The 19,496-nt window shown below is 41.3% G+C and carries 13 protein-coding genes and 4 pseudogenes; 9 read left to right on the top strand and 8 right to left on the bottom strand.

The window, feature by feature from the left end:
* Position 1 precedes the first annotated feature (1 nt).
* Together BM122_RS09700 and nhaC are read right to left on the bottom strand one after the other, a co-directional pair.
* Complete coding sequence (locus tag BM122_RS09700) at positions 2-400, bottom strand: TIR domain-containing protein (protein ID WP_074905377.1); 399 nt, start codon at positions 398-400, stop codon at positions 2-4.
* Positions 401-491: 91 nt separating this feature from the next.
* Positions 492-1,907: a Na+/H+ antiporter NhaC gene (nhaC, locus tag BM122_RS09695; RefSeq protein WP_074905376.1), complete on the bottom strand. Its 1,416-nt coding sequence runs from the start codon at positions 1,905-1,907 to the stop codon at positions 492-494.
* Positions 1,908-2,613: 706 nt separating this feature from the next.
* Between nhaC and BM122_RS09690 the strand changes: the two genes are divergently transcribed.
* The 4 genes from BM122_RS09690 to pnp all read left to right on the top strand — a co-directional run bounded on the left by BM122_RS09690 (position 2,614) and on the right by pnp (position 7,235).
* Entirely contained in the window at positions 2,614-3,012 is a 399-nt protein-coding gene (locus tag BM122_RS09690; RefSeq protein WP_074905375.1) for a response regulator, read from the top strand.
* Positions 3,013-3,023: 11 nt separating this feature from the next.
* Positions 3,024-4,472, top strand: a complete 1,449-nt coding sequence (locus BM122_RS09685) for a sensor histidine kinase (RefSeq protein ID WP_074905374.1) — start codon at positions 3,024-3,026, stop codon at positions 4,470-4,472.
* A 250-nt stretch (positions 4,473-4,722) separates the two neighbouring features.
* Positions 4,723-4,992 carry a 30S ribosomal protein S15 gene (gene rpsO / locus BM122_RS09680; protein ID WP_074905373.1) on the top strand — a complete coding sequence of 90 codons (270 nt, stop codon included), beginning with the start codon at positions 4,723-4,725 and terminating at the stop codon, positions 4,990-4,992.
* Between the two features lie 134 nt (positions 4,993-5,126).
* Positions 5,127-7,235 carry a polyribonucleotide nucleotidyltransferase gene (gene pnp / locus BM122_RS09675; protein WP_074905372.1) on the top strand — a complete coding sequence of 703 codons (2,109 nt, stop codon included), beginning with the start codon at positions 5,127-5,129 and terminating at the stop codon, positions 7,233-7,235.
* 333 nt (positions 7,236-7,568) lie between these two features.
* On the opposite strand, the gene BM122_RS09670 is transcribed toward pnp, so the two are convergent.
* Both BM122_RS09670 and hslO read right to left on the bottom strand, forming a co-directional pair.
* On the bottom strand, positions 7,569-8,909 hold the full coding sequence (locus tag BM122_RS09670) for a DUF3422 family protein (RefSeq protein WP_083398437.1): 1,341 nt from the start codon (positions 8,907-8,909) through the stop codon (positions 7,569-7,571).
* Between the two features lie 462 nt (positions 8,910-9,371).
* Positions 9,372-10,226 carry an Hsp33 family molecular chaperone HslO gene (gene hslO / locus BM122_RS09665; protein WP_074905371.1) on the bottom strand — a complete coding sequence of 285 codons (855 nt, stop codon included), beginning with the start codon at positions 10,224-10,226 and terminating at the stop codon, positions 9,372-9,374.
* 743 nt (positions 10,227-10,969) lie between these two features.
* Between hslO and rlmKL the strand changes: the two genes are divergently transcribed.
* On the top strand, positions 10,970-12,025 hold the full coding sequence (rlmKL, locus tag BM122_RS09660) for a bifunctional 23S rRNA (guanine(2069)-N(7))-methyltransferase RlmK/23S rRNA (guanine(2445)-N(2))-methyltransferase RlmL (RefSeq protein WP_256211982.1): 1,056 nt from the start codon (positions 10,970-10,972) through the stop codon (positions 12,023-12,025).
* 217 nt (positions 12,026-12,242) lie between these two features.
* On the opposite strand, the gene BM122_RS09655 is transcribed toward rlmKL, so the two are convergent.
* Entirely contained in the window at positions 12,243-13,349 is a 1,107-nt protein-coding gene (locus BM122_RS09655; protein ID WP_074905370.1) for a lytic transglycosylase domain-containing protein, read from the bottom strand.
* Between the two features lie 366 nt (positions 13,350-13,715).
* Here BM122_RS09655 and BM122_RS23245 point away from each other — a divergent pair.
* A pseudogene (locus BM122_RS23245) lies at positions 13,716-13,936 on the top strand (IS481 family transposase); the annotation flags it as partial.
* Between the two features lie 440 nt (positions 13,937-14,376).
* Here the strand turns inward: BM122_RS23245 and BM122_RS09645 are convergent.
* Complete coding sequence (locus BM122_RS09645) at positions 14,377-14,691, bottom strand: BON domain-containing protein (protein ID WP_074905368.1); 315 nt, start codon at positions 14,689-14,691, stop codon at positions 14,377-14,379.
* Between the two features lie 758 nt (positions 14,692-15,449).
* Positions 15,450-16,106, bottom strand: a pseudogene (locus BM122_RS21635) (ISNCY family transposase); the annotation flags it as partial.
* A 349-nt stretch (positions 16,107-16,455) separates the two neighbouring features.
* Here BM122_RS21635 and BM122_RS09635 point away from each other — a divergent pair.
* From BM122_RS09635 to BM122_RS25050, 3 genes and pseudogenes are all read left to right on the top strand, one after another.
* Positions 16,456-17,934, top strand: coding sequence for a tyrosinase family protein (locus BM122_RS09635; RefSeq protein ID WP_074905366.1), 1,479 nt, complete (start codon positions 16,456-16,458; stop codon positions 17,932-17,934).
* Between the two features lie 100 nt (positions 17,935-18,034).
* A complete protein-coding gene (locus tag BM122_RS09630) occupies positions 18,035-18,514 on the top strand; it encodes a hypothetical protein (protein WP_074905365.1) in 480 nt (159 codons plus the stop codon).
* A gap of 72 nt (positions 18,515-18,586) precedes the next feature.
* Positions 18,587-18,793, top strand: a pseudogene (locus BM122_RS25050) (hypothetical protein); the annotation flags it as partial.
* Positions 18,794-19,394: 601 nt separating this feature from the next.
* Here BM122_RS25050 and BM122_RS25045 read toward each other — a convergent pair.
* Positions 19,395-19,496, bottom strand: a pseudogene (locus BM122_RS25045) (IS200/IS605 family transposase); the annotation flags it as partial.

Genomic DNA, 19,496 nt, shown 5'->3' with positions numbered 1-19,496 from the left:
GCTATCGTTGTAATCTACCAAGAAACATTGCGATGTTGGAGCTGTTCCATGGCAGGATATCTTCGTCTTTCAAAAGATCAGGAAATTTCCTGGCTGGCATGTCACAGGCTTCCTCATCGCCAATCAGCATAACCTTCATTTTTGCTTCAAAAGCACAACGAAGTTCCCATAATTGCCCATCAGCCCGAATGGTGTTAGGGGTGATGAGACCAATTGCCCCATTACACCCTCTAACCTTTTCCCGGCATTCTTCTTTCCATGCGCTCTCCCATGATCTCTTTTCGGGCATGAAGACACATGTGATTTCCGGACTCTCTTTGTTTATCTGCTCTATAAGCTTATCTCTAAGCTCAGCATCCTTGAGTGCAAAGCTGACGAAAAGCTGATTTGTTGGTTCCATTTTGCTCCTCCCTGATTTGTTTTCAGCAAGGGATACCCATCTATCCCTTGTAGATTCTTTCCTAACTGGACGGAATATAGCATTCAGCCAATTAAGCGTCAACGCGCAGGCGTTGCAGTAATCCTATACCCAGGCTCGCCATTACCACAGAAACAATAGGATTAAGCACATTCAAGAAAGCATAAGGAGCATACTCTAATACTGAAATCCCGAGTGTTGCTGCATAAAAAGCGCCTGCCGTAGTCCATGGAATCAACGCTGTTGTCATCGTCGCCCCTTCTTCTACCGAGCGGGAAAGCATCGCACTATCCAGTTGGGCTTTATGATAAGCGTCCTTAAATAATTGACAATTCAGAATGATCGAAATATACGCTTCCCCCATTCCTATATTGCTGATAAATCCAGACACTATCGTCATGACAATGAGCGTGCGCACACGCTTAATACGTAAAATTACATGTTCAAGAATAACGGAAAGAAATTTTGCGTGGTGCAAGATACTGCCCAACGCCAACGCCATAATCGATAACAACAAGGTCCAGGCCATGCTATAAATGCCCCCACGACCAAGCAAGGAATCGATATGGTCTATGCCTGTGCTACCAGGCTGATTGAGCCAGAGTGCGTTTAATACCTCGATGAAGTTTCTTTCTTGATAAAAAATGGCAATCACCATGGCCAGTACGATACTGCATGACATGCTTATTGCCGCAGAATAATTTTTGATACTCATACCCAACATGCACAACAATGGTAACGACGTGACCCATAGATTTAATTGGAATGTGCTTGCTAGCACAGTTTGAATCGCTGTTATCTCCTCTGCAGGCAGTGCATAGTCTTCATATTGAAGCCCTACAAAGATAAATAGGATAAGCGTCAGTATAAAGGCTGGGATGGTAGTATACAGCATGGCATAAATGTGGCGATAGAGGTTGGTGCCGGAGCTGATAGCGGCGAGATTCGTTGTATCTGACATAGGTGATAATTTGTCACCAAAGGTTGCGCCTGACACAATCACGCCCGCTACGATAGCCAGCGGAATACCGATAGCCTCTGCAATACTGATGAGTACCACCCCTATCGTTCCTACCGTTCCCCAGGAAGTGCCCGTTGCCAGTGACATGAGACTACATAAAATTAATCCGGTTGCAAGAAATACTGTAGGGTTGAGTAATTCCAGTCCATAATACAGAAGACTGGCAATTGTGCCACTGTGCATAAAACTTGCGATGATCATTCCAACCAGGATAAAAATGTAAATAGCAGGCAGCGCGTGACTGATACCCGTATTCATCATATGCTGAATATCAGTGAAAGTATGGCCCAGCATAGCTGAATGGATACCCACCCATAGCAAGCATATGAAAATGATGGTATGAATATGGATCTCCAGTACGAAGAGTCCCAGTGAGATCATTAAAAACACACCAAGCAAACAAATAATCGCTTGGAAAATAGAGGGTTCTTTGAGATCTTCTTGTTTAATAGTATTAATCTGTGTCATTTTTACTCAGTTATTGATCAATCTAATCAGTTCTTGTGTACTGAATCTTGTATCCGATTCCATTTCTAAATCAAAAATGACGCGAAGGCGAGCGGCAGACAGTAAAAATAATACGGCAAGGCCACACACAAGGTTTAGCCGACAAAGTCAGTTTTGATTTCGAGATGGAGTGAGGCATCATTCGCATGGCCACTGATCTCTAAAAACAGAGAAATTCAAGGCGAATTTGTTAATCAAGCTATATCCATTTAAACATCGGTCATGCAATTTCTCCCAGCATAAGCGGCCTGAAGAATGACACTTTTTTCCTTAATTTCTACCTTAAAAGAGAGAAATAAATATTTATATGAACATTAATATTCAAATCACAAGCTTCAACAGCAAATCTCAATATCAAACACTAAAAATTTTCAGATACTCATGACATTCTAATATTTAATCCTAGCCCATCTGTACAAAAAAATAATAAATATCCTGTTTCGCAAATATATCCATTAAAATTTCTTGCGCACTGAGAACGGCAAGGTGTAGTATTTTTTTATAGTTAATTTAAGAAGAATGAGGGAAACTAAGAGTCATAACTTGTTTTTTTCGTGAATAGCTTAATAGAAACTATTCTTCTATTAATAGCTACTTTCAAGTTGAATCTTATCACTTAAGGATCTGTTGACATTAGCTGCTCTTTAATTGAATAAAGGAGATGGATATGACACAAAGAATTGCCCACGTTGATGATGATCCTGATATTCGAGATACTGTTCGTCAAATCCTCAAAAAGCATGGTTATGAGGTCGACAGCTATCACACAGCAAATGATTTTCTCAACTCACTGAATGATCCTGCTGTAATTCCTGATTTAGCTATTCTTGATGTGATGGTTGAATCGATGGATGCAGGCTTAAATACATATGTGGAATTGCACAACCGTTTCCCTAAAATGCAGGCAATTTTTATGACTTCACTCGGTGATATGATTTTGCCTTATTTCGAAAATAAGTCACAAGAATGGATCTGTATCATTGAAAAGCCTATTGAGCCATCCGTTTTGTTGTCAATCGTCCGTGAGCGTCTGAAGACAGTCAAGCCCGAAATGAGTGCTTCTTAGGATAGGTAATCATGGCTACTGCCGATTTCTCCTGGAGCACGCCTAAACAGCAATTTAACCTAGACGGGAAAAAAGAAAGTAAGCAAAAATTAAGTGATGAAATATTAATAGATAATATTCGCTGGTTTATCATTTTTCGATGGGCTGTCATTGGTGCACTGATTCTTTTTCAGATCGTGGCTTTGATAGCATCTGAGGAGCTTACTCAACTGGGAATCAGAGAACAGCAAGTTTGGCCGCTTGCTCTTACAGTCATTTTGAGTGCTGCCAATTTTGCCTATATTTATGCATTGGATTTCTGCCAACCTTCAAAGTACAACTCACCTTCAATCAACATTTGGCTGCAGATCATTGTTGATTTATTATGCTTATCGATAGTTGTGCATTATGTAGGCAGTACCGCAACGCCTGCTCCCTTCTTCTATATCCTCCATATTGCTTTAGCATGCATCTTTTTCTCGGCGCTGGAAAGCTTATTTGTTGCAATCCTGGTTTCTGCGATGTACACGATTGTTTTACTCGTTGAAAATGAAATGTTCTTTCAAGTCTCACAATCAATTCTTATAGAGCCACGCTTTTCGAATGAAAGCTTACAAAAAGGTAGAGTTCTAGTATGGATGATTGCACTCGATACTTTATTTTTTATTGTATGGTATGTTGTTTCACGCCTTACGCTTGTTGTTCGTAAGCATGAGCAATATCTCCGGGATGCTTATGATCAAATCAATCAAGCTCAAATTGCAAAAGATCAGTACGCTATGCTTGTTACACATCAACTTAAGGCACCGCTTGATGCTATACGTAGCAAAATTAATCTGGTCAAAGAGGGATATTGTGGAGAGGTGTCGCGTGAAATTGAAGATGTGCTAACCAGAATTGATAAACGTGGCCATAATATGTCAAATTTAATTCTGGATGTACTTAGACTTGAAAGACTAAAAACCGCCGGACAAAATACCAATGCAATGGAGTACGTTGATATTTCGGCAACGATCTATAAGTGCATTGATAAATTAGAACCAGTAGCAAATTCAAGAAATATTAAAATAAAGCTATCGATCCAAAATTTTTTTGCCTTTGGTATTCCAGATCAGATAGAAATATTATTTGAAAACATTATTGCTAATGCCATTAATTATTCTTATGAAAATGCAGAAATTGATATTACTTCTATCGTTAAACTGCCAGGTAACTTAGCAATTGTAACAATTGCTGATCATGGAATTGGAATTGAAGCAAAGGATTTACCGAATATTTTTGACGAGTATTTTTATTCTCCAAGAGCGGTGATGCATAACCAGTCCTCTAGCGGCATTGGTCTGTCACTAGTCAAAATTGCCGCAGCTAATAATAATCTACAACTTAAAATTGACAGTGAGCCAGGCTTGGGGACAGCATTTTCTGTGATTTTCCCGAATATAGAATTTCTAAAAGAGAATCATAACGATCTTGAATATTGATGCTCTATACCAAAGATAAGTAAATTAAGCAGAAAATAGATAAAATTTAGGAGATTTATGAATTTTAAAAGCTGACTACTCTGAATTCTATCAGAATAGTATTTTATGCAAATATCGAGAAGGCTAAGATTCTCTCCAGCTGTATCACAACACCCAACACTTTGTAAGTTTTGGACAAATAACCTATTAAAAGGTAAAATTCTAGGTTCTTGAAATAGGTTAATTAACAAAACTGGAGAAAATTAATTATATGGGAGTTACAACCGAGCAAAAAGCCCAAGTAGTGCGTGATTATCAAAGAGCCGCAGGCGATACTGGATCTCCTGAAGTACAGGTGGCACTTTTGACTACTCGCATTAATGATTTGATCAATCACTTCAAAACACATGTTAAGGATCATCACTCCCGCCGCGGCTTACTTAAAATGGTCAGTCATCGGCGTAAACTACTGGATTATTTAAAAAAGAAGAGTAACGATCGTTATCTTGCGCTAATTGAGCGCCTTGGTTTACGCAAATAATTAATTTATTAGCTTTCTTCCCTAAGTCAGAGAAAATTTAAGTAATCGTTTAATTAAACAATAAAAATGGGTTATAAAGTAGGGAAATAGCCAATCAAACAAGGATGATTACATCAATAAAGAAGGATTGCTAATTGGAACTAATAAAGAAGAGTATTACCTACGGTCGCCATAAACTTACTTTGGAAACCGGAGAAATTGCGAGACAAGCTCATGGTTCAGTGATAGTTTCGTTGGATGATACAGTCGTATTGGTGACTGTCGTCGGAGATAAAAATACCAAACCTGGACAAGATTTTTTTCCGTTGACCGTTGATTATCAAGAAAGATTCTATGCTGCAGGTCGTATTCCCGGAAGTTTCTTTAAACGTGAGGGGCGCCCTTCCGAGAAAGAAACCCTTACTTCAAGATTGATCGATCGTCCTATTCGGCCATTATTTCCTGCTGGCTTTTATAATGAAGTGCAAGTGGTTGCAACTGTTTTATCGGCTGAAGTTGAAGTGGATGCTGACATAGCAGCAATGATTGGTGCTTCTGCTGCGCTAGTACTTTCGGGTATTCCATTTGATGGTCCCATTGGGGCCGCCCGTGTTGGTTATATCAATAATGAATACGTACTCAATCCAACTACCACCGAATTAAAAGAAGCTCAACTCAACTTGGTTGTTGCTGGAACACAGCAAGCGGTCTTAATGGTTGAATCAGAAGCAATGGAATTATCTGAAGAGATCATGCTAGGCGCTGTTATGTTTGGTCATGAGCAAATGCAAACAGTCATTAATACCATTAATGAATTTGTTGATGAAGCTGGCGTTACCGCATGGGATTGGAAACCAGCTGAAAATGATCCGGTATTAATTGAAAGAATTTCACAATTGGCAGAAGCAGATTTGCGTAATGCTTTTCAATTAAAACAAAAGCAAATTAGAAACGAAACCATTAGAGAAATTTGGCAACGCGTCTACACAGAATTAAATGTCGGTGCTGAAGAAGGTCCTGATGAGCACTCAGTCAAAGAAATCAGCTTTGAACTCGAAGCTCGCATTGTTCGTAGTCAGATTCTTGATGGAGAAGCCCGTATAGATGGACGTGGAACAAGAACTGTGCGCCCTATCTCGATACGCCATGGTGTACTTCCACGAACACATGGCTCAGCATTATTTACACGAGGTGAGACACAAGCGCTGGCCGTGGCTACATTAGGAACCGCACGCGATGAGCAGAAGTTTGATACCCTACAGGGAGAATATACCGAGCGCTTCATGCTTCATTACAATATGCCTCCTTTTGCTACCGGAGAAATTGGGCGCGTCGGTACGCCAAAGCGACGCGAAATAGGCCATGGTCGTCTCGCAAAACGTGCATTGGAAGCAGTGCTTCCTCCACCTGAAGAATTTGGTTATTCGTTAAGGGTCGTTTCGGAAGTTATGGAATCTAATGGTTCCAGCTCTATGGCTTCGGTTTGTGCAGGATGCCTTGCATTGATGGATGCAGGCGTTCCCTTAAAAGCGCATGTGGCAGGTATTGCCATGGGACTGATTAAGGAAGGGAATCGCTTTGCCGTGCTTACTGATATTCTTGGTGATGAAGATCACTTGGGCGATATGGATTTCAAGGTGGCAGGTACTGAGAAAGGTATTACTGCACTGCAAATGGACATAAAAATTCAAGGGATTACTAAAGAAATTATGCAAGTAGCCTTACTACAGGCTAAAGAAGGCCGGTTGCATATCCTGGATATCATGAAGAACGCTCTTCCCGCTACCCGGGAAAACATTTCGACTCACGCTCCGCGTATTATCAAATTTAAGATTAATCCGGAGAAAATTCGTGATGTTATCGGTAAAGGGGGCGCTGTCATCCGCGCGCTAACTGAAGAAACTAATACGACAATAGATATCAGTGATGACGGCACAGTTACGATTGCCTGCATCAATAGTGAGGGGGGAGAACTTGCAAAGAAACGTATCGAGGATATTACCGCAGAAGTAGAAGTAGGTAAGATATATACTGGTGTAGTATTGAAACTGCTGGATTTTGGAGCAATTGTCAGCATACTGCCTGGAAAAGACGGCTTATTGCATATTTCTCAAATTGCTCATGAGCGCGTTGAAGATGTGGCTACTCATCTTAAAGAAGGTCAAACTGTTCGAGTAAAAGTCCTGGAAGCTGATGAAAAAGGCCGGCTCCGTTTAAGCATGAAAGCAGTTACTGAGGTCGAAACAGAGAGCGTAACTTCTTAATACGATATTAGTCTCATTCTGATGTAACTCCTAATTTGCCAAAATAAGCGTTATCTTGTATTCACTTCAAACATGGTAACGCTTACTTTGTATCTTCTATTATTGAAATTTTCTAGTCATTCTCTAATGTTTGCAATCCACTTGCTCATAAGGGGTGCCTCTAAAAATTCAAAGTTCTAAACAAGACAATGCGAGAACAAAAAATGTTGACGCAGCATATAACTGATATGTAAGGAAATATTTTTTGTGAACAATGAAGTATTGTAACGAAATATGAATTTTTAGAGGTGCCCATAAGATAAATACTCAAAAAAGCCACAGGAGTGTTCAGGATTACTTTTTTTTCACCCGTCGGCGCAGACGCTTCACTCCGAAATAAACGATCGTGAGCACTACTGGAATCGCAATGCCAGTAATTAATTCCACATTAATAGCATATCCTGCAGCTTTCGTTGCCTTAAGCCCATAACCTACTATACCGAGCAAATAATAACTCAGTACGACCACTGATAATCCTTCAACCGTCTCTTGCAAGCGCAATTGTAAACGTGCACGATTATCCATAGATTTCAATAAATCACGGATTTGTGATTCCGTGGAAATATCGACGCGGGTACGCAGCATGGATGAAGCGCGTGTTACCCGTAAAGAAAGCGTCTCCAAATGTGAGCGAACGATATCAAACGTTCCCATTGCCGAAGTCACACGCTGTTTTCTAAACTCATAAAGCATCTGCAACCCTTCGATACGCTCCTCCCTCAATTCAGCGATACGCTGCTGCATGATAGCGTAATACGTCTGTGATGCACTAAATCGATGGCTAGTTTGGGCAGAGATTTTCTCAATTTCCGAGGTTAATCTCGTCAATTCCCCCAGGAGACGCTGCTCATCTTCAATTCCGGCCAAATCTGTACCAGTAATCAGCTCCGATAAGCGATCATCATAACGCTCCAATTGAGGAACTATCCTACGCATGAGCGTCAACGGCAGTATGGTTAGCATACGATACGTCTCAATTTCCAGCAAACGTTGCACCAGCCTTCCAACCTGACGGCTACGTAGATTATCATCATGAATCAAGATTCGACTAAAACCATCTGCATGAATCTGATTGTCGCTCCAAACACTGGCACTGCCTCCCGATACTTTGGAACCAATGACAGTGTTTGATGCAAATAGACTGGCTAGCTCACTTAGACTACGGCTAGGGCGAGATCGATCATCCAGTGCAATATGCGTCGCAACCAACACTTCACCCGGCAGGCTGGCTAACCAATCTTGTGGTACAGAGGTAATGGCTGGTCTAGCAAAAGGAATATCGAACGGACCTTTACAATAAACTGTATAGGTAGAATATTCGGTATGGCGTTCCCACCGTAAACGAAAATCTCCAAAGTCGGTACTGAACTGATCAAAGTGAGCATTAGGTGGCAAAATATCGTAACGATAACAAAGTTGAACCAATAATTGGCGCTCTTGATCGACCCATTGTCGATCAGACAAAAGTACCAAATGCGATAGTTGTGCAGGAATACCCACCAACTCATAAACATCCGCATTAAGCTCAGTATGAAGATCCTGTCGTTCTGAATATTCCGAAATACCTAAGGGGTGCTTTCCGAGCAAAGCGTGTTTATGAGTAATTGTTTGTGAAGCCAAAGGAGGAAAATCCATATTGCTTAGCATCCCTAAAATTTATGAATATCTAAAATAAAGATTACCACGACATTGGTTAAAGCGATATTTCAGTATCTCCTATTAATCAAAAGAATTTTTTAATGGAAAATCCGAGATTAATTATCAGAGTTTAACAAGTGATTAACATACGCCCATCTCATCGTGCTAGCGAGCTGGGAATTTATAGACGCGCTAATTGATCTGATATGCAATCTGCTCGGTATTCTTTTATTCCTGGAAATTATTAATTGCTTTAGCAAATATTGAAAAACATGTGAGAGGCAGTCGAGGATAGGCAAAAACAGGTGAGAAGAGCGAAGCTTATATCAGATAAATGGATAATTTTGTGTTTGTTTTTAACACCGCAACTGCAACGTAAATAGTTTTTAAATGGTTTTTTTAGACCATACCAGCAGTGTAACTCATGCCGCTCATAATATATTCTCAGAACATGATCTCTTAATGTATTGTCGGCCCGGCTTCGCGAAAGATGGCATCGATAGCTAGCGCGTCAAAACGATATTCGCGATTGCAGATGTCGTCATGTACAATAACTTCGCCGCATTCCTGCAAAATAGCATTGACTTCTGCACGGCCTAAAGACTGCAACATATTATAAATTTTGGCTGGATCTTCGCGACAGCCGTAGCTGACCTTCTGAGCTTCAAAAATGCGGATGGCTTCTTCCATAAACAAGCGAGTAAGGATTTCTTCAGCATTTAGACTGAACATAGGTTGGTCTTGCACCGTTGAGGCAAGTGCTTCTATACGAGTCCATCCATCTGGATCCTGTTGATCGGCGCTGGGGAGCTTCTGCAACAGGATGCCGAAAATGGCATTATCTGATGTCGCTAGGAACAAACGTGAAGGAAGTTGTTCAGATTGCTTGAAATAGTGCTCAAAGATTTCAGCAATCGTGTCACCGTCAAGTGGCACAATGCTCTGGTAAGCCTCGCGCATGGACAACATGTCCAAGGTCAGCACAAGCTGACCATGTCCGAGTAAATCAGGTGCTGGTAACATTCCAACCTGAGGGACATGTTTAGCCATGCCGCGCAAATGAAGGCTTTCATCACAGTCGATAACTAACATAGGAACCGGACCATCACCTTTTAGCTGCACGGTTAGGCGTCCAAGCTGCTTAAGGTTACCACTCAGTAAAAGTGTAGTAGCACTCATATCTCCAAGTAGCTGGACAACAGATTCCGGATAATTCCTGTCTTGCAGCATTTCCTGCCACACGCTATCCAGATGCACTACTGCACCTCGTATATCCAGATTCTCTAATAGAAAACGTTGTACATAATTGTTCATTTTAGTCATTCCTTTGCAATGCTATTTAAATCTGTAAAATTGCTAATTCACGATATCACTTAATCAGATGAATATTTGTTGTAATTTTTGTGGATAAGTTTGTGGGTAATTTGTAAATATTGATGCCAGGATGGTTATCCGTGATAATATTTACTCATTCGATTAAACTTTAACTATATGAATTTAATTAATTATTTGTAATTATGTTATATGCTGAGGTAAATTTAATTGTAGTGATGAATATTGTTTAACAAACTGTGGATTATTTTATAATGTCAATATTATTTTAGAATTCAATTAGATAATTTCATATCTAAGATATTAGGAATACTAATGCTGCTTTAAATAAAATTGAGTAATTGCTTATGGTTATATTGAATTATAAGACAAATTCGTATTAAAACCTTACCTGGTTATCTCACTAGGGATGAAGAGAGGTAACGTTAATCATACATATCCAACAAATAAATTGAGACAACGCAGCAGGCCCCCTCCTCGACTAAATTTGACTTGGCTTTTTTTCCTTAATTCAAAAGTTTTATATTGACGATGATAAATACTATCCTTAACTATATTCTTTATAGAAAACATACTCATACTCAAATTGGTTCTTTTTCATGGGGTTACGATTAATGCTAACCGGTTCCAGCACCACACCCTGGACTAAATAGTATCGCAACTCAAGAATTTCTTGCATGGTATTACCGTGGTGCTATACCTACTTTTGTAAGATAGTACATATAATGGATCATTATTCGAAAAAAGCTTTTTTTGAAACTCAAGTCAAGCCCCAACAAGAGCACGTCAAGCAAGCCGACCGATCTGTCCAAATCAGTCAGTCCGACAGTCAGGCGGAAATGTTTGCCAATCGTTTACGTAAGAATCTGAAAAAACTAGCGAAATGGGCCAAACAGAATCAGGTGTATTGCTATCGATTATACGATGCTGACTTGCCGGAATACTCTATAGCAATAGACCTTTATCAAGGTGAGCAAACCTGGGTCAATGTTCAGGAATACGAGCCACCGAAAACTATTGATCCTATCAAGGCCCACCAGCGGCTAGCAGGAGCGATGGCAGAAATAACCAAGGTGTTAGAAATTTCCACTGAGCAAGTTTTTTTAAAGGTTCGCCGCAAACAGAAAGGCACCGATCAGTACCAAAAACACGGCAATTCCAGCCGCTTTTATATCGTTGAAGAAAGCGGCTGCAAATTCTGGGTAAATTTTGAGGACTATCTGGACACCGGCTTGTTTCTCGATCACCGGCCAATGCGTATGCTGATTCAACAACAAGCCAACGGCAAGCGTTTCTTAAATTTATTTGCCTACACCGGTAGCGTTACGGTACATGCTGCGATCGGTAGAGCGGCGGCGAGTGTCACGGTCGATATGTCCAAAACTTATCTGAACTGGGCCAAACAAAATTTCGACCTCAACGGTATCCGTGGCGATCACAAGCTGGTGCGTGCCGATTGTCTTGAATGGTTGGCTAAGCAGGCTGATTCAAAACAAAAGCAGCACTTTGATCTGATTTTTCTTGACCCCCCAACTTTCTCCAATTCCAAGAAAATGGGCAAAGCCTTCGATATCCAAAGTGATCATGTACAATTGATCCGCAACGCTGCCGCGTTGTTGGCACCAGGTGGAGTGTTGTATTTCTCAACCAACTTCCGTCGTTTCAAAATGGATAGAGAAGCGCTGATAGGTTTGATCATTGAAGATATCAGCTCAGAGATGATCCCCTTGGATTTCGCTCGTGATACCAAAATTCATTATTGCTGGAAAATTTCTCGATGAACGAGTGCTTGCGTATCATCAGAAAACACTGATAAAAGATAGGTATATGGATTTCGTGCCTCTCCCCTACAACAGCGGGACAAACTAATTCCATTTCCAAATCAAAAATGACGCGAAGGCGAGCCGCAGACAGTATAAATAATATGGCAAGTTGAAGCCGACAAAATCAGTTTTGATTTAGAGATGGAATAAAATAGTAATTCCTTATGTTGAATAACTACAAACCGGTATGCAATCCTGGTATACCGACGCGTTGTATATAAGTAGCATTATTTCCCTCTTCGTAAGAGAGTAATTTACCTTCCGCTTGCCAAAGACGAAATGCTAAGGAGTAGGATAATACTCGTATCGGATAATCACGCGGCAATGTTTGTAAATATGGTTGAATGGTTGTGAAATCAGAAGCACCGTATTGCTGCATGATAAAACGTAAACCACCATTAACAGGACCGATATTGTAGGCTAATAGAGCCAGAAAAAGATCGCCTTTCATTTCTGTCAAATAGTGTTTGAATGTAGCTGCAGCAATAAAGGCGTTGTGCCGCGGATTTTCCAGAGAAATTCTTTCAACATTTAGATGTTTATGCGCTTGAGCGACAGCTGTTCTCGGAACTTGGTTGATTTGAAATAAACCACGTCCACCGTCATTACTATCTCTCGGTATGAAAGATGACTCTGTTGCTGCGATACCCAGTAGCAAATTGCTATCGATATCGAAAGCATTAGCTGCGTCTTTGATGGCTTGGCGATATTCCTCGGCTCGATTAATCATTTTTTGCAGCTGTGTTACATTTTGCCTGCGATAAGCTGCATATACTTGATGCGCGATTGCCATTCGACCTGCTTCTTCCTTGCCTCCAATTAAAGTACGGAAATCGCCATAAGCCAAGGTAAGCTGGCCATGAATAATAGACCACGTAATCACCAAGGCAAATGAAAGAGATAAAATCGGGGGCAATAATTTAGAATGAACCTGTAGCCTTTTTCTCAGTCTCCACCAGCCGATGGAAAAAATAGAAGTGGCCACTATCAATACTACTACGCCGATAGAAAACGGCAGCAAGCTGCCGAAAAAACTGGTGCCCGAGAACCGGTTCGCGGAATAACCTAACAGCACCATGATGGTCAAAACTACTGTAACACACAAACTAAGGATTTCTATACTTAGCAACAGCAATTTTCGCTTGAATTCACTGAAAGGGTATTTTCTTAGCCATTTCCTGACCCTGCCTTTGTTAGTGTGCGCTATCTGGCTACGCTTACGCCTGGGTTTTAGCGCTATATTATCTGGCTTAGAATTACTGAGATTAGCTATTTTACCCATTAGAATATGGATCTAAGCTGTTCAATAAGAATAGAGATTTATCGGATTAGCATCTGCTATTGCTAATTTAAAGTATTTATGGATGGCCATTCGCGCGGGTAAAATGACGTACTCGAGTCTCATAAAAGGAGAAATGATAAATAAAATAATCGATCTGGAAAAGTTGAAAACAAACTACTTCCAGTAAAAATTACAAATAAAATCATGAAAAGATATTCATAATATTTTGATTGATTTACCAATCAGATATCCAGCAGCAACTAGGTTCTGACTTCAGTTTATATTAATTAAGGCTATTGCCCTATTCTCCTACTACCCTATTCTTCGAATGAATGTATACTTTAGTGGCAGAATCTGTCTACTAAAACGCGCAAAGAGGAAGCCGACGTTGTTGCCTTCCGTCATATATGCTTCTGTCTTTGGATGATTTCCTGTATGTTTTTGCAGCCGACCTTCCCGGCCTGATTCGGTCAAACCTGCAACGCCACGGTATATCCCGCTTGCCGGAGATTGAAGGTGATAAAACCATGAAAAATAAGTTTAAAGGTTATCCCATCGGCTACTTTCATGCCGATATCGCGGAAGTTTAAACGGAGGAAGACAGGCTGTATCTGTTCATTGCCATTAACCGCACGTGATAGCTTACCCAATATCACAGCCTGTAACGTCAATCACTTACAATCCAGTACTTTTTCGGTATTATTTGTCTGAATAACCCATACCAGCAGTTTATTGCGTTACGATTTTTTCCTGGTAACAGAACAGCTCTGCTGACAGGAATATCAATGCAAAAGTATTAAATTATTTTTTGATGTAAGTTTCTTAATTTACTGTTTCTTAACATCTTATTCCATTTAAAAATCAAAATGACGCGAAGCCGAGCCGCAGACAGTATCAATAATACGGCAAGGTGAAGCCGACAAAGTCAGTTTTGATTTAGAAATGGAATTACTAGACTAACAGGTCATTTCTGCTAGTCTAGAGCCGGAATAAATAGCTTACGATTAATCAATATAGTGATCTATTGTCACTTAACTTGTAGGGCATTCTTAACAGATTTTACGCCTTCGACACTACGCGCAACTTCGGTCGCTTTGTCAATATCGGCTTTGGAACTGACGAAGCCGCTCAGTTGAACGATACCCTTAAAAGTTTCGACGCTGATTTCAGAGGATTTTAGTGTAGGCTCCTGGAAAATTGCCGTTTTGACCTTCGTGGTAATGACAGAATCATCGAAATATTCTCCAGTTCCCTCTTGCTTGGGGGTTGAGGCGCAGCCTAAGAAAAAAGTCATTAGAACAATTAAAAAGAAAGTGGAGAAACGGTTATTAAGCTGTGTCATAGCAATGCTCTCCTAGAGGATTGATGGAACAAAAAAACGTCCCTGGATACTTTTAAAGTAAATTAAAGGACGTTCGGTTTATAAATTAAATGCTCACATAAACTATTGGATGTGTAGACAATGCTATAAGTTCATACACATCAGGCATTGACACAGGATATTACACAAGCTGTGGATAGAGGAGGAAGCATTTTTCCTTTATCAGATTATCTAGATAATCCGCCCAAGCTTGCATTATTTTTTTACTCTGGCGAGAGCTGAGCATAATTATAAACGCAGATACTACGTTCACGTTCAACGTGAGCAAGCTGACGTTCAATCACATCATGCGGCCACCCGCACTCATGCAGCAGGGTTGATGCCCTACCTCTGAATCCGCACTTGGTCATTTCTTCCCTGCTATAACTAAACCTTCACAAATCTATGTTAATAGTGTTCTCGCTCATTGGGCAAGCACTTGACCGGATACTTGAAAATAGACTCTACCCTCCTCTGTCAATGACTGTATTTCACGCACTATCTCAATTACTTGTCTTGCTAATGGGACTATGTGAATTTCTTTTATTTTCATTCGATCCTCAAGTGTGTGCCATATTGCTTAATTAGTGCTAGTCTGAAAAACCCCATTTTTTTACCTTTAAACTGCCTAATTTTTAAGCCCCTTTTTAAAAAATACATTGAAACCATGCATTCAAAAAAGCCCCTGATTGTATCTTTTGTGTGGTATGGCATAAAAAAATACGATTTCTAGCCGGCACTCACCACCGATTGCTCACAATCAGGCGGTTTTTTGCGTTAGCTGGAGAGCTTAAGCTGCTTGTGGGTACTTTAAATTACGTTTTATAGCTTTGCCGCACACGCTCCACATCCTGCTGCCATAGCGTATCACCTATGCGGCGGATGTTTCTGGTGACAATAGCCAGTGCAACGTAACGTTTAAAATCAACCATGCCATGATTTGGGCATTTGTCCAGTCCGTGCACGCACCTCCAGCGCATGGATTGCCGACTCTACTGCTGAGTGCGCACGACGGACTTTAACCAATTCTTCCGTTTGTTCTACCGCTTTGCGCTCTTTGGATAGTTTGCCTTTTTTGGGGAGCGTGACCTGGTCGAGATGTTGGGCTAATTCAGCCTGGTTGGAAGGTGAATAAAAATCTTTATCGAAGCTGCAGGCATTGAGTATGGGAAAGCATTTTTTAGCTTCCGTGACCATAGTTACTGCAATTTGATCATAAGTTTTTCTTTCCATTACATGATGGTGCAAGATGAATTGATGCTGGTCTCCCAAGATGCACACTTTGACGCCCAGCTCAACAGCCACACCTGCTTTGCCTTTACTGACCCATTTTACAGCAGCTCGCGAGTAGCACTCGCAGCCAACTTAGTCAAGGTAGTTTTAATTTTGTTCAGGTAATTACAGAACGTTACTTTGGCAGCCTGAAACGAGACAATGACGAACAAACAAGCGTTGCATATCAAACCAGAGATTCTGCCAAAACTAATATACAAGCATATATTTTTACTACAATGTCCATCACGTTCATACCACTATAGGGGATAGGTCACCAATAGAATTTGAGAAGGAGCTTAACAAAGTATCTAATTTTATTTGACTAATCGCATTACCTATATTGCAGCGATGGAAAAGCATCTGTAATTAAATAAGATTGGCTGCGCTGACCAGGCAGTAAATTGGATGACTTATTAGTTCTTTCGAATAGCACTCTTCAGAGATTATATTACCAATAAAGGGGAGCAATAAATGGTATCGAGACGCAACTTCCTTAAAACTTCTGCAGCCTGCCTGGCTATTCCAGCGGCGCTTGGAATGAGCAATACTTTGTGGGGTCAACCAACCAACTTGCGGGTGCGTAAAAACTTAATGACCCTTGCAGACAATGATCCATTCTTTGAAAAATATGGTGAAGCGGTAAAGGCAATGCACGCATTGCCTGATACTGACCTGCGTAGCTGGTGGGGTCAGGCAACCATTCATGCAAATTATTGCCAGCATGGTACACTTAACTTCGTATCGTGGCACCGACCATATATCGCGATGTTTGAGGAAATTTGCGGAGAGCTGATTGGTGACAGTAATTTTGCCTTGCATTACTGGGATTGGAGCCAAAATAATGGGATTATTCCCAACCCCTTTTACGACAACCCTCTTCTCAACGTTACACACTGGAATGATCCAGGGGAATATAATGGGATTAACTGGGGGCAAATCGACAGCCTTCCAATAAGGGCTCTGCAAAAGGGCACAGGACTGCAAAGTGATCCAGTACGTAGTGGTAGTTTTACGGAAAGAAACTTGCAGAACATTTTGCGTCAATCTTCGTTTCTCAACTTTTCCAACATGCTGGAAAGACAACCACACAACAATGGACATGTAATCGCTGGTTTCCCGGCAAGAGGGTTACCCGGGCACATTGGCGATGGCTTATCTCCACTAGACCCGGTATTCTGGATGCACCACAGCATGGTGGACTACATGTGGGCAGAATGGCAATCTGCGGGTAACACTACTCAGGACAACGACGAAACCTACAGCGATATGTTTGTAGACAAGAACGGTAATCCCATAACCTTCACCTCCCGGCAAGTGCGTGACTTTACTAAACTGGGTTATACCTATGACGATTTGATTGGCAAAGAGCGTTTTGAAGCGATGTTGAAGAACGTCGAAATTTCCAGTGCCTTTCAAGCGACGCTAGCGGAACAGCTAAAAAGCGCGAAACCTGTGTCTTTAGGGACGAAAAAAGCAAGTATCACCGCAAGTGTTGGCGAAGAAACCAGTCTTTCGGCTAAAACCACGAACTTACTCAGAAATCTCCAGAGCAGCCGCGTGTTTCGCACTACCCTTGCCGGCAAGAAGCTCCTGGCTACAGAAGGTGCGCGCATTATAGCTGTCCTAAAAAATGTCGGTTGGCCGCAAGGCGGGAATAACGGTCTGGTAGTGAATGTTTTTGTTAATTGCCCTTATCTGACTCCAGAAACGCCTTCAACCGATCCCCACTATGCCGGTAGTTTCGGTTTTTTTGGCTCTGCAAAGATGACAAGCATAGAGCATGGCAGCAGAGTGATGGTAGACATTACTGCGCCGTTGACGGCACAGGCTGGAGCAGGCAGGCTGAATGATGATATCAAGGTGCAACTGATGCCGATCAATGCGGCAGCTGAAAGTAAGAATACTGCCTCCTTTACTGTTACAGATTTAGAAATTCTACGGCTTGATTGATGCTGAATGGAGCAATAACCTCTTATCATCTCGAGCGTACTGCCGGTTATAACGGAACTTTAAACTGGGCACTTACCTCCTGCTATAGAATAGGGTGAACATGGAATCATCAAGACGTGTTGCCATAGGGAATCTGGTCGCAGTACTGCTGGTGTTCTTATGCCAAGGATGTTATGCGGATGCGGTCGTAGATAAGGACCGCATCGTGCAGATGCCTCTGAAGGAGGTAATGGAAGGCAAAAAACCACCTACTATCTTGGTCGTGCGCTATAAAGTACTTGCTGCCCCCGAGCAAGAACACAGCATGATCCAAATCATATTTTCTCCTATAAAAATCAACACAGACTACAGAATATTGACGCAGCAGCAGGAAGACTGGATGAACGAGAATACCATCGGATGGATCACTCATTACCCTCCTGCCCGACAGGGTAAAGCGGGAGAGGTTCGTTTACCCATTCCATTACCCGCCCGTGAAACAGCAGAGCAGCATTTTGTGCTATTTCGAATGCTGCCGGTCCATCCTGAAGGAAAATTAGAAAAGAGTCGCCTCCAGATTATTTCTGTCCACCTGGAGTAAATAACGAAAGTTCGGGATAGGAAAAGCAGCAAAAGACATCTGAATTCCTTATGATGAAAGGGTTTACAATGCTCGATCATTGAGACCGTCAATGTTCAATTGAAGAATATCTCGCAATTCGAGCGTTCCCGCCATCATAGCCTCTTTAACTTCTTTGTTAATCTGATAGCCGGGTTGGAGGCTTACACCTTTCGGGAGAAGAAACCTTCGCTTAATATCAGATTTCCTCAAGCTTTTCTAACCATAATGTTAATGATTCTTATGTCGAACTCACGTTAAATAATAAAATCAAACTGGCGATAGTCTGTTCGAATCCTATGCATCTTGAATCATTCTTAACCGCTTAGGCTATAGATTTTCAAGCCTACTATCCTACTTGGCCAGTATGAATACCTCCATCGACCTCAATCTCACCTGGATCATCCGAGCCGGCCCCGTGGTGACTCCGCCATCAATCTCATGGATCTCTAGGCCAGCTCAAGTTTCGACTACTCCCCGAACCTGCGCATTTGAATCGTTTAGAACATATGTGTATTTTCGTTCTGACAAAAACCGTGTTACTTGATCATGACTCATCTCCCCGCCTAACATGGCCGATAATTCGGTCGCCCTCGCATAGCCGGTAGTACTGATCAAATAATCCGTGTATAAATCTAAATATTTTGTTTTCATGCCAGGAATATACGCTATCAGCGTGAGGCTGCGTAACATCAGTAAGTTATTAGGATATAATTCTGGATAAATTAAAATTTCGAAATGACGTTACGTTATCAGCTTACCGCACAAGAAATTGCCGAGTTAAATTACCTCCGGCAAAGCCGGAGGCTTATTACTGTTAGCCCCTCAAAGGGGCAAGAATTGGAGCCACCTAAAGGTGGCATCACATACCAAGCTTGAGCTGATCATAGTGCTCATCCTCTTTCTCTTGGTGCTGGATATATTCTCTGACCATCTCTTCATCTAATCCTACCGTGGATACAAA

It is taken from the genome of Nitrosomonas communis (genome assembly GCF_900114745.1).
GTDB lineage: Bacteria > Pseudomonadota > Gammaproteobacteria > Burkholderiales > Nitrosomonadaceae > Nitrosomonas > Nitrosomonas communis_A.
The sequence above is the reverse complement of the archived record's forward strand: the minus strand, read 5'-3'. Positions and strand labels throughout refer to the sequence as shown.

Excerpts from the sequence above, each read along its gene's own strand:
- rpsO (WP_074905373.1), top strand. The coding sequence starts at position 4,723 with ATGGGAGTTACAACCGAGCAAAAAGCCCAAGTAGTGCGTGATTATCAA.
- BM122_RS09645 (WP_074905368.1), bottom strand. The coding sequence starts at position 14,691 with ATGACACAGCTTAATAACCGTTTCTCCACTTTCTTTTTAATTGTTCTA.
- BM122_RS09670 (WP_083398437.1), bottom strand. The coding sequence starts at position 8,909 with ATGGATTTTCCTCCTTTGGCTTCACAAACAATTACTCATAAACACGCT.
- BM122_RS09700 (WP_074905377.1), bottom strand. The coding sequence starts at position 400 with ATGGAACCAACAAATCAGCTTTTCGTCAGCTTTGCACTCAAGGATGCT.
- nhaC (WP_074905376.1), bottom strand. The coding sequence starts at position 1,907 with ATGACACAGATTAATACTATTAAACAAGAAGATCTCAAAGAACCCTCT.
- hslO (WP_074905371.1), bottom strand. The coding sequence starts at position 10,226 with ATGAACAATTATGTACAACGTTTTCTATTAGAGAATCTGGATATACGA.
- BM122_RS09630 (WP_074905365.1), top strand. The coding sequence starts at position 18,035 with ATGGAATCATCAAGACGTGTTGCCATAGGGAATCTGGTCGCAGTACTG.
- BM122_RS09635 (WP_074905366.1), top strand. The coding sequence starts at position 16,456 with ATGGTATCGAGACGCAACTTCCTTAAAACTTCTGCAGCCTGCCTGGCT.
- BM122_RS09690 (WP_074905375.1), top strand. The coding sequence starts at position 2,614 with ATGACACAAAGAATTGCCCACGTTGATGATGATCCTGATATTCGAGAT.
- BM122_RS09685 (WP_074905374.1), top strand. The coding sequence starts at position 3,024 with ATGGCTACTGCCGATTTCTCCTGGAGCACGCCTAAACAGCAATTTAAC.
- rlmKL (WP_256211982.1), top strand. The coding sequence starts at position 10,970 with ATGGATCATTATTCGAAAAAAGCTTTTTTTGAAACTCAAGTCAAGCCC.
- BM122_RS09655 (WP_074905370.1), bottom strand. The coding sequence starts at position 13,349 with ATGGGTAAAATAGCTAATCTCAGTAATTCTAAGCCAGATAATATAGCG.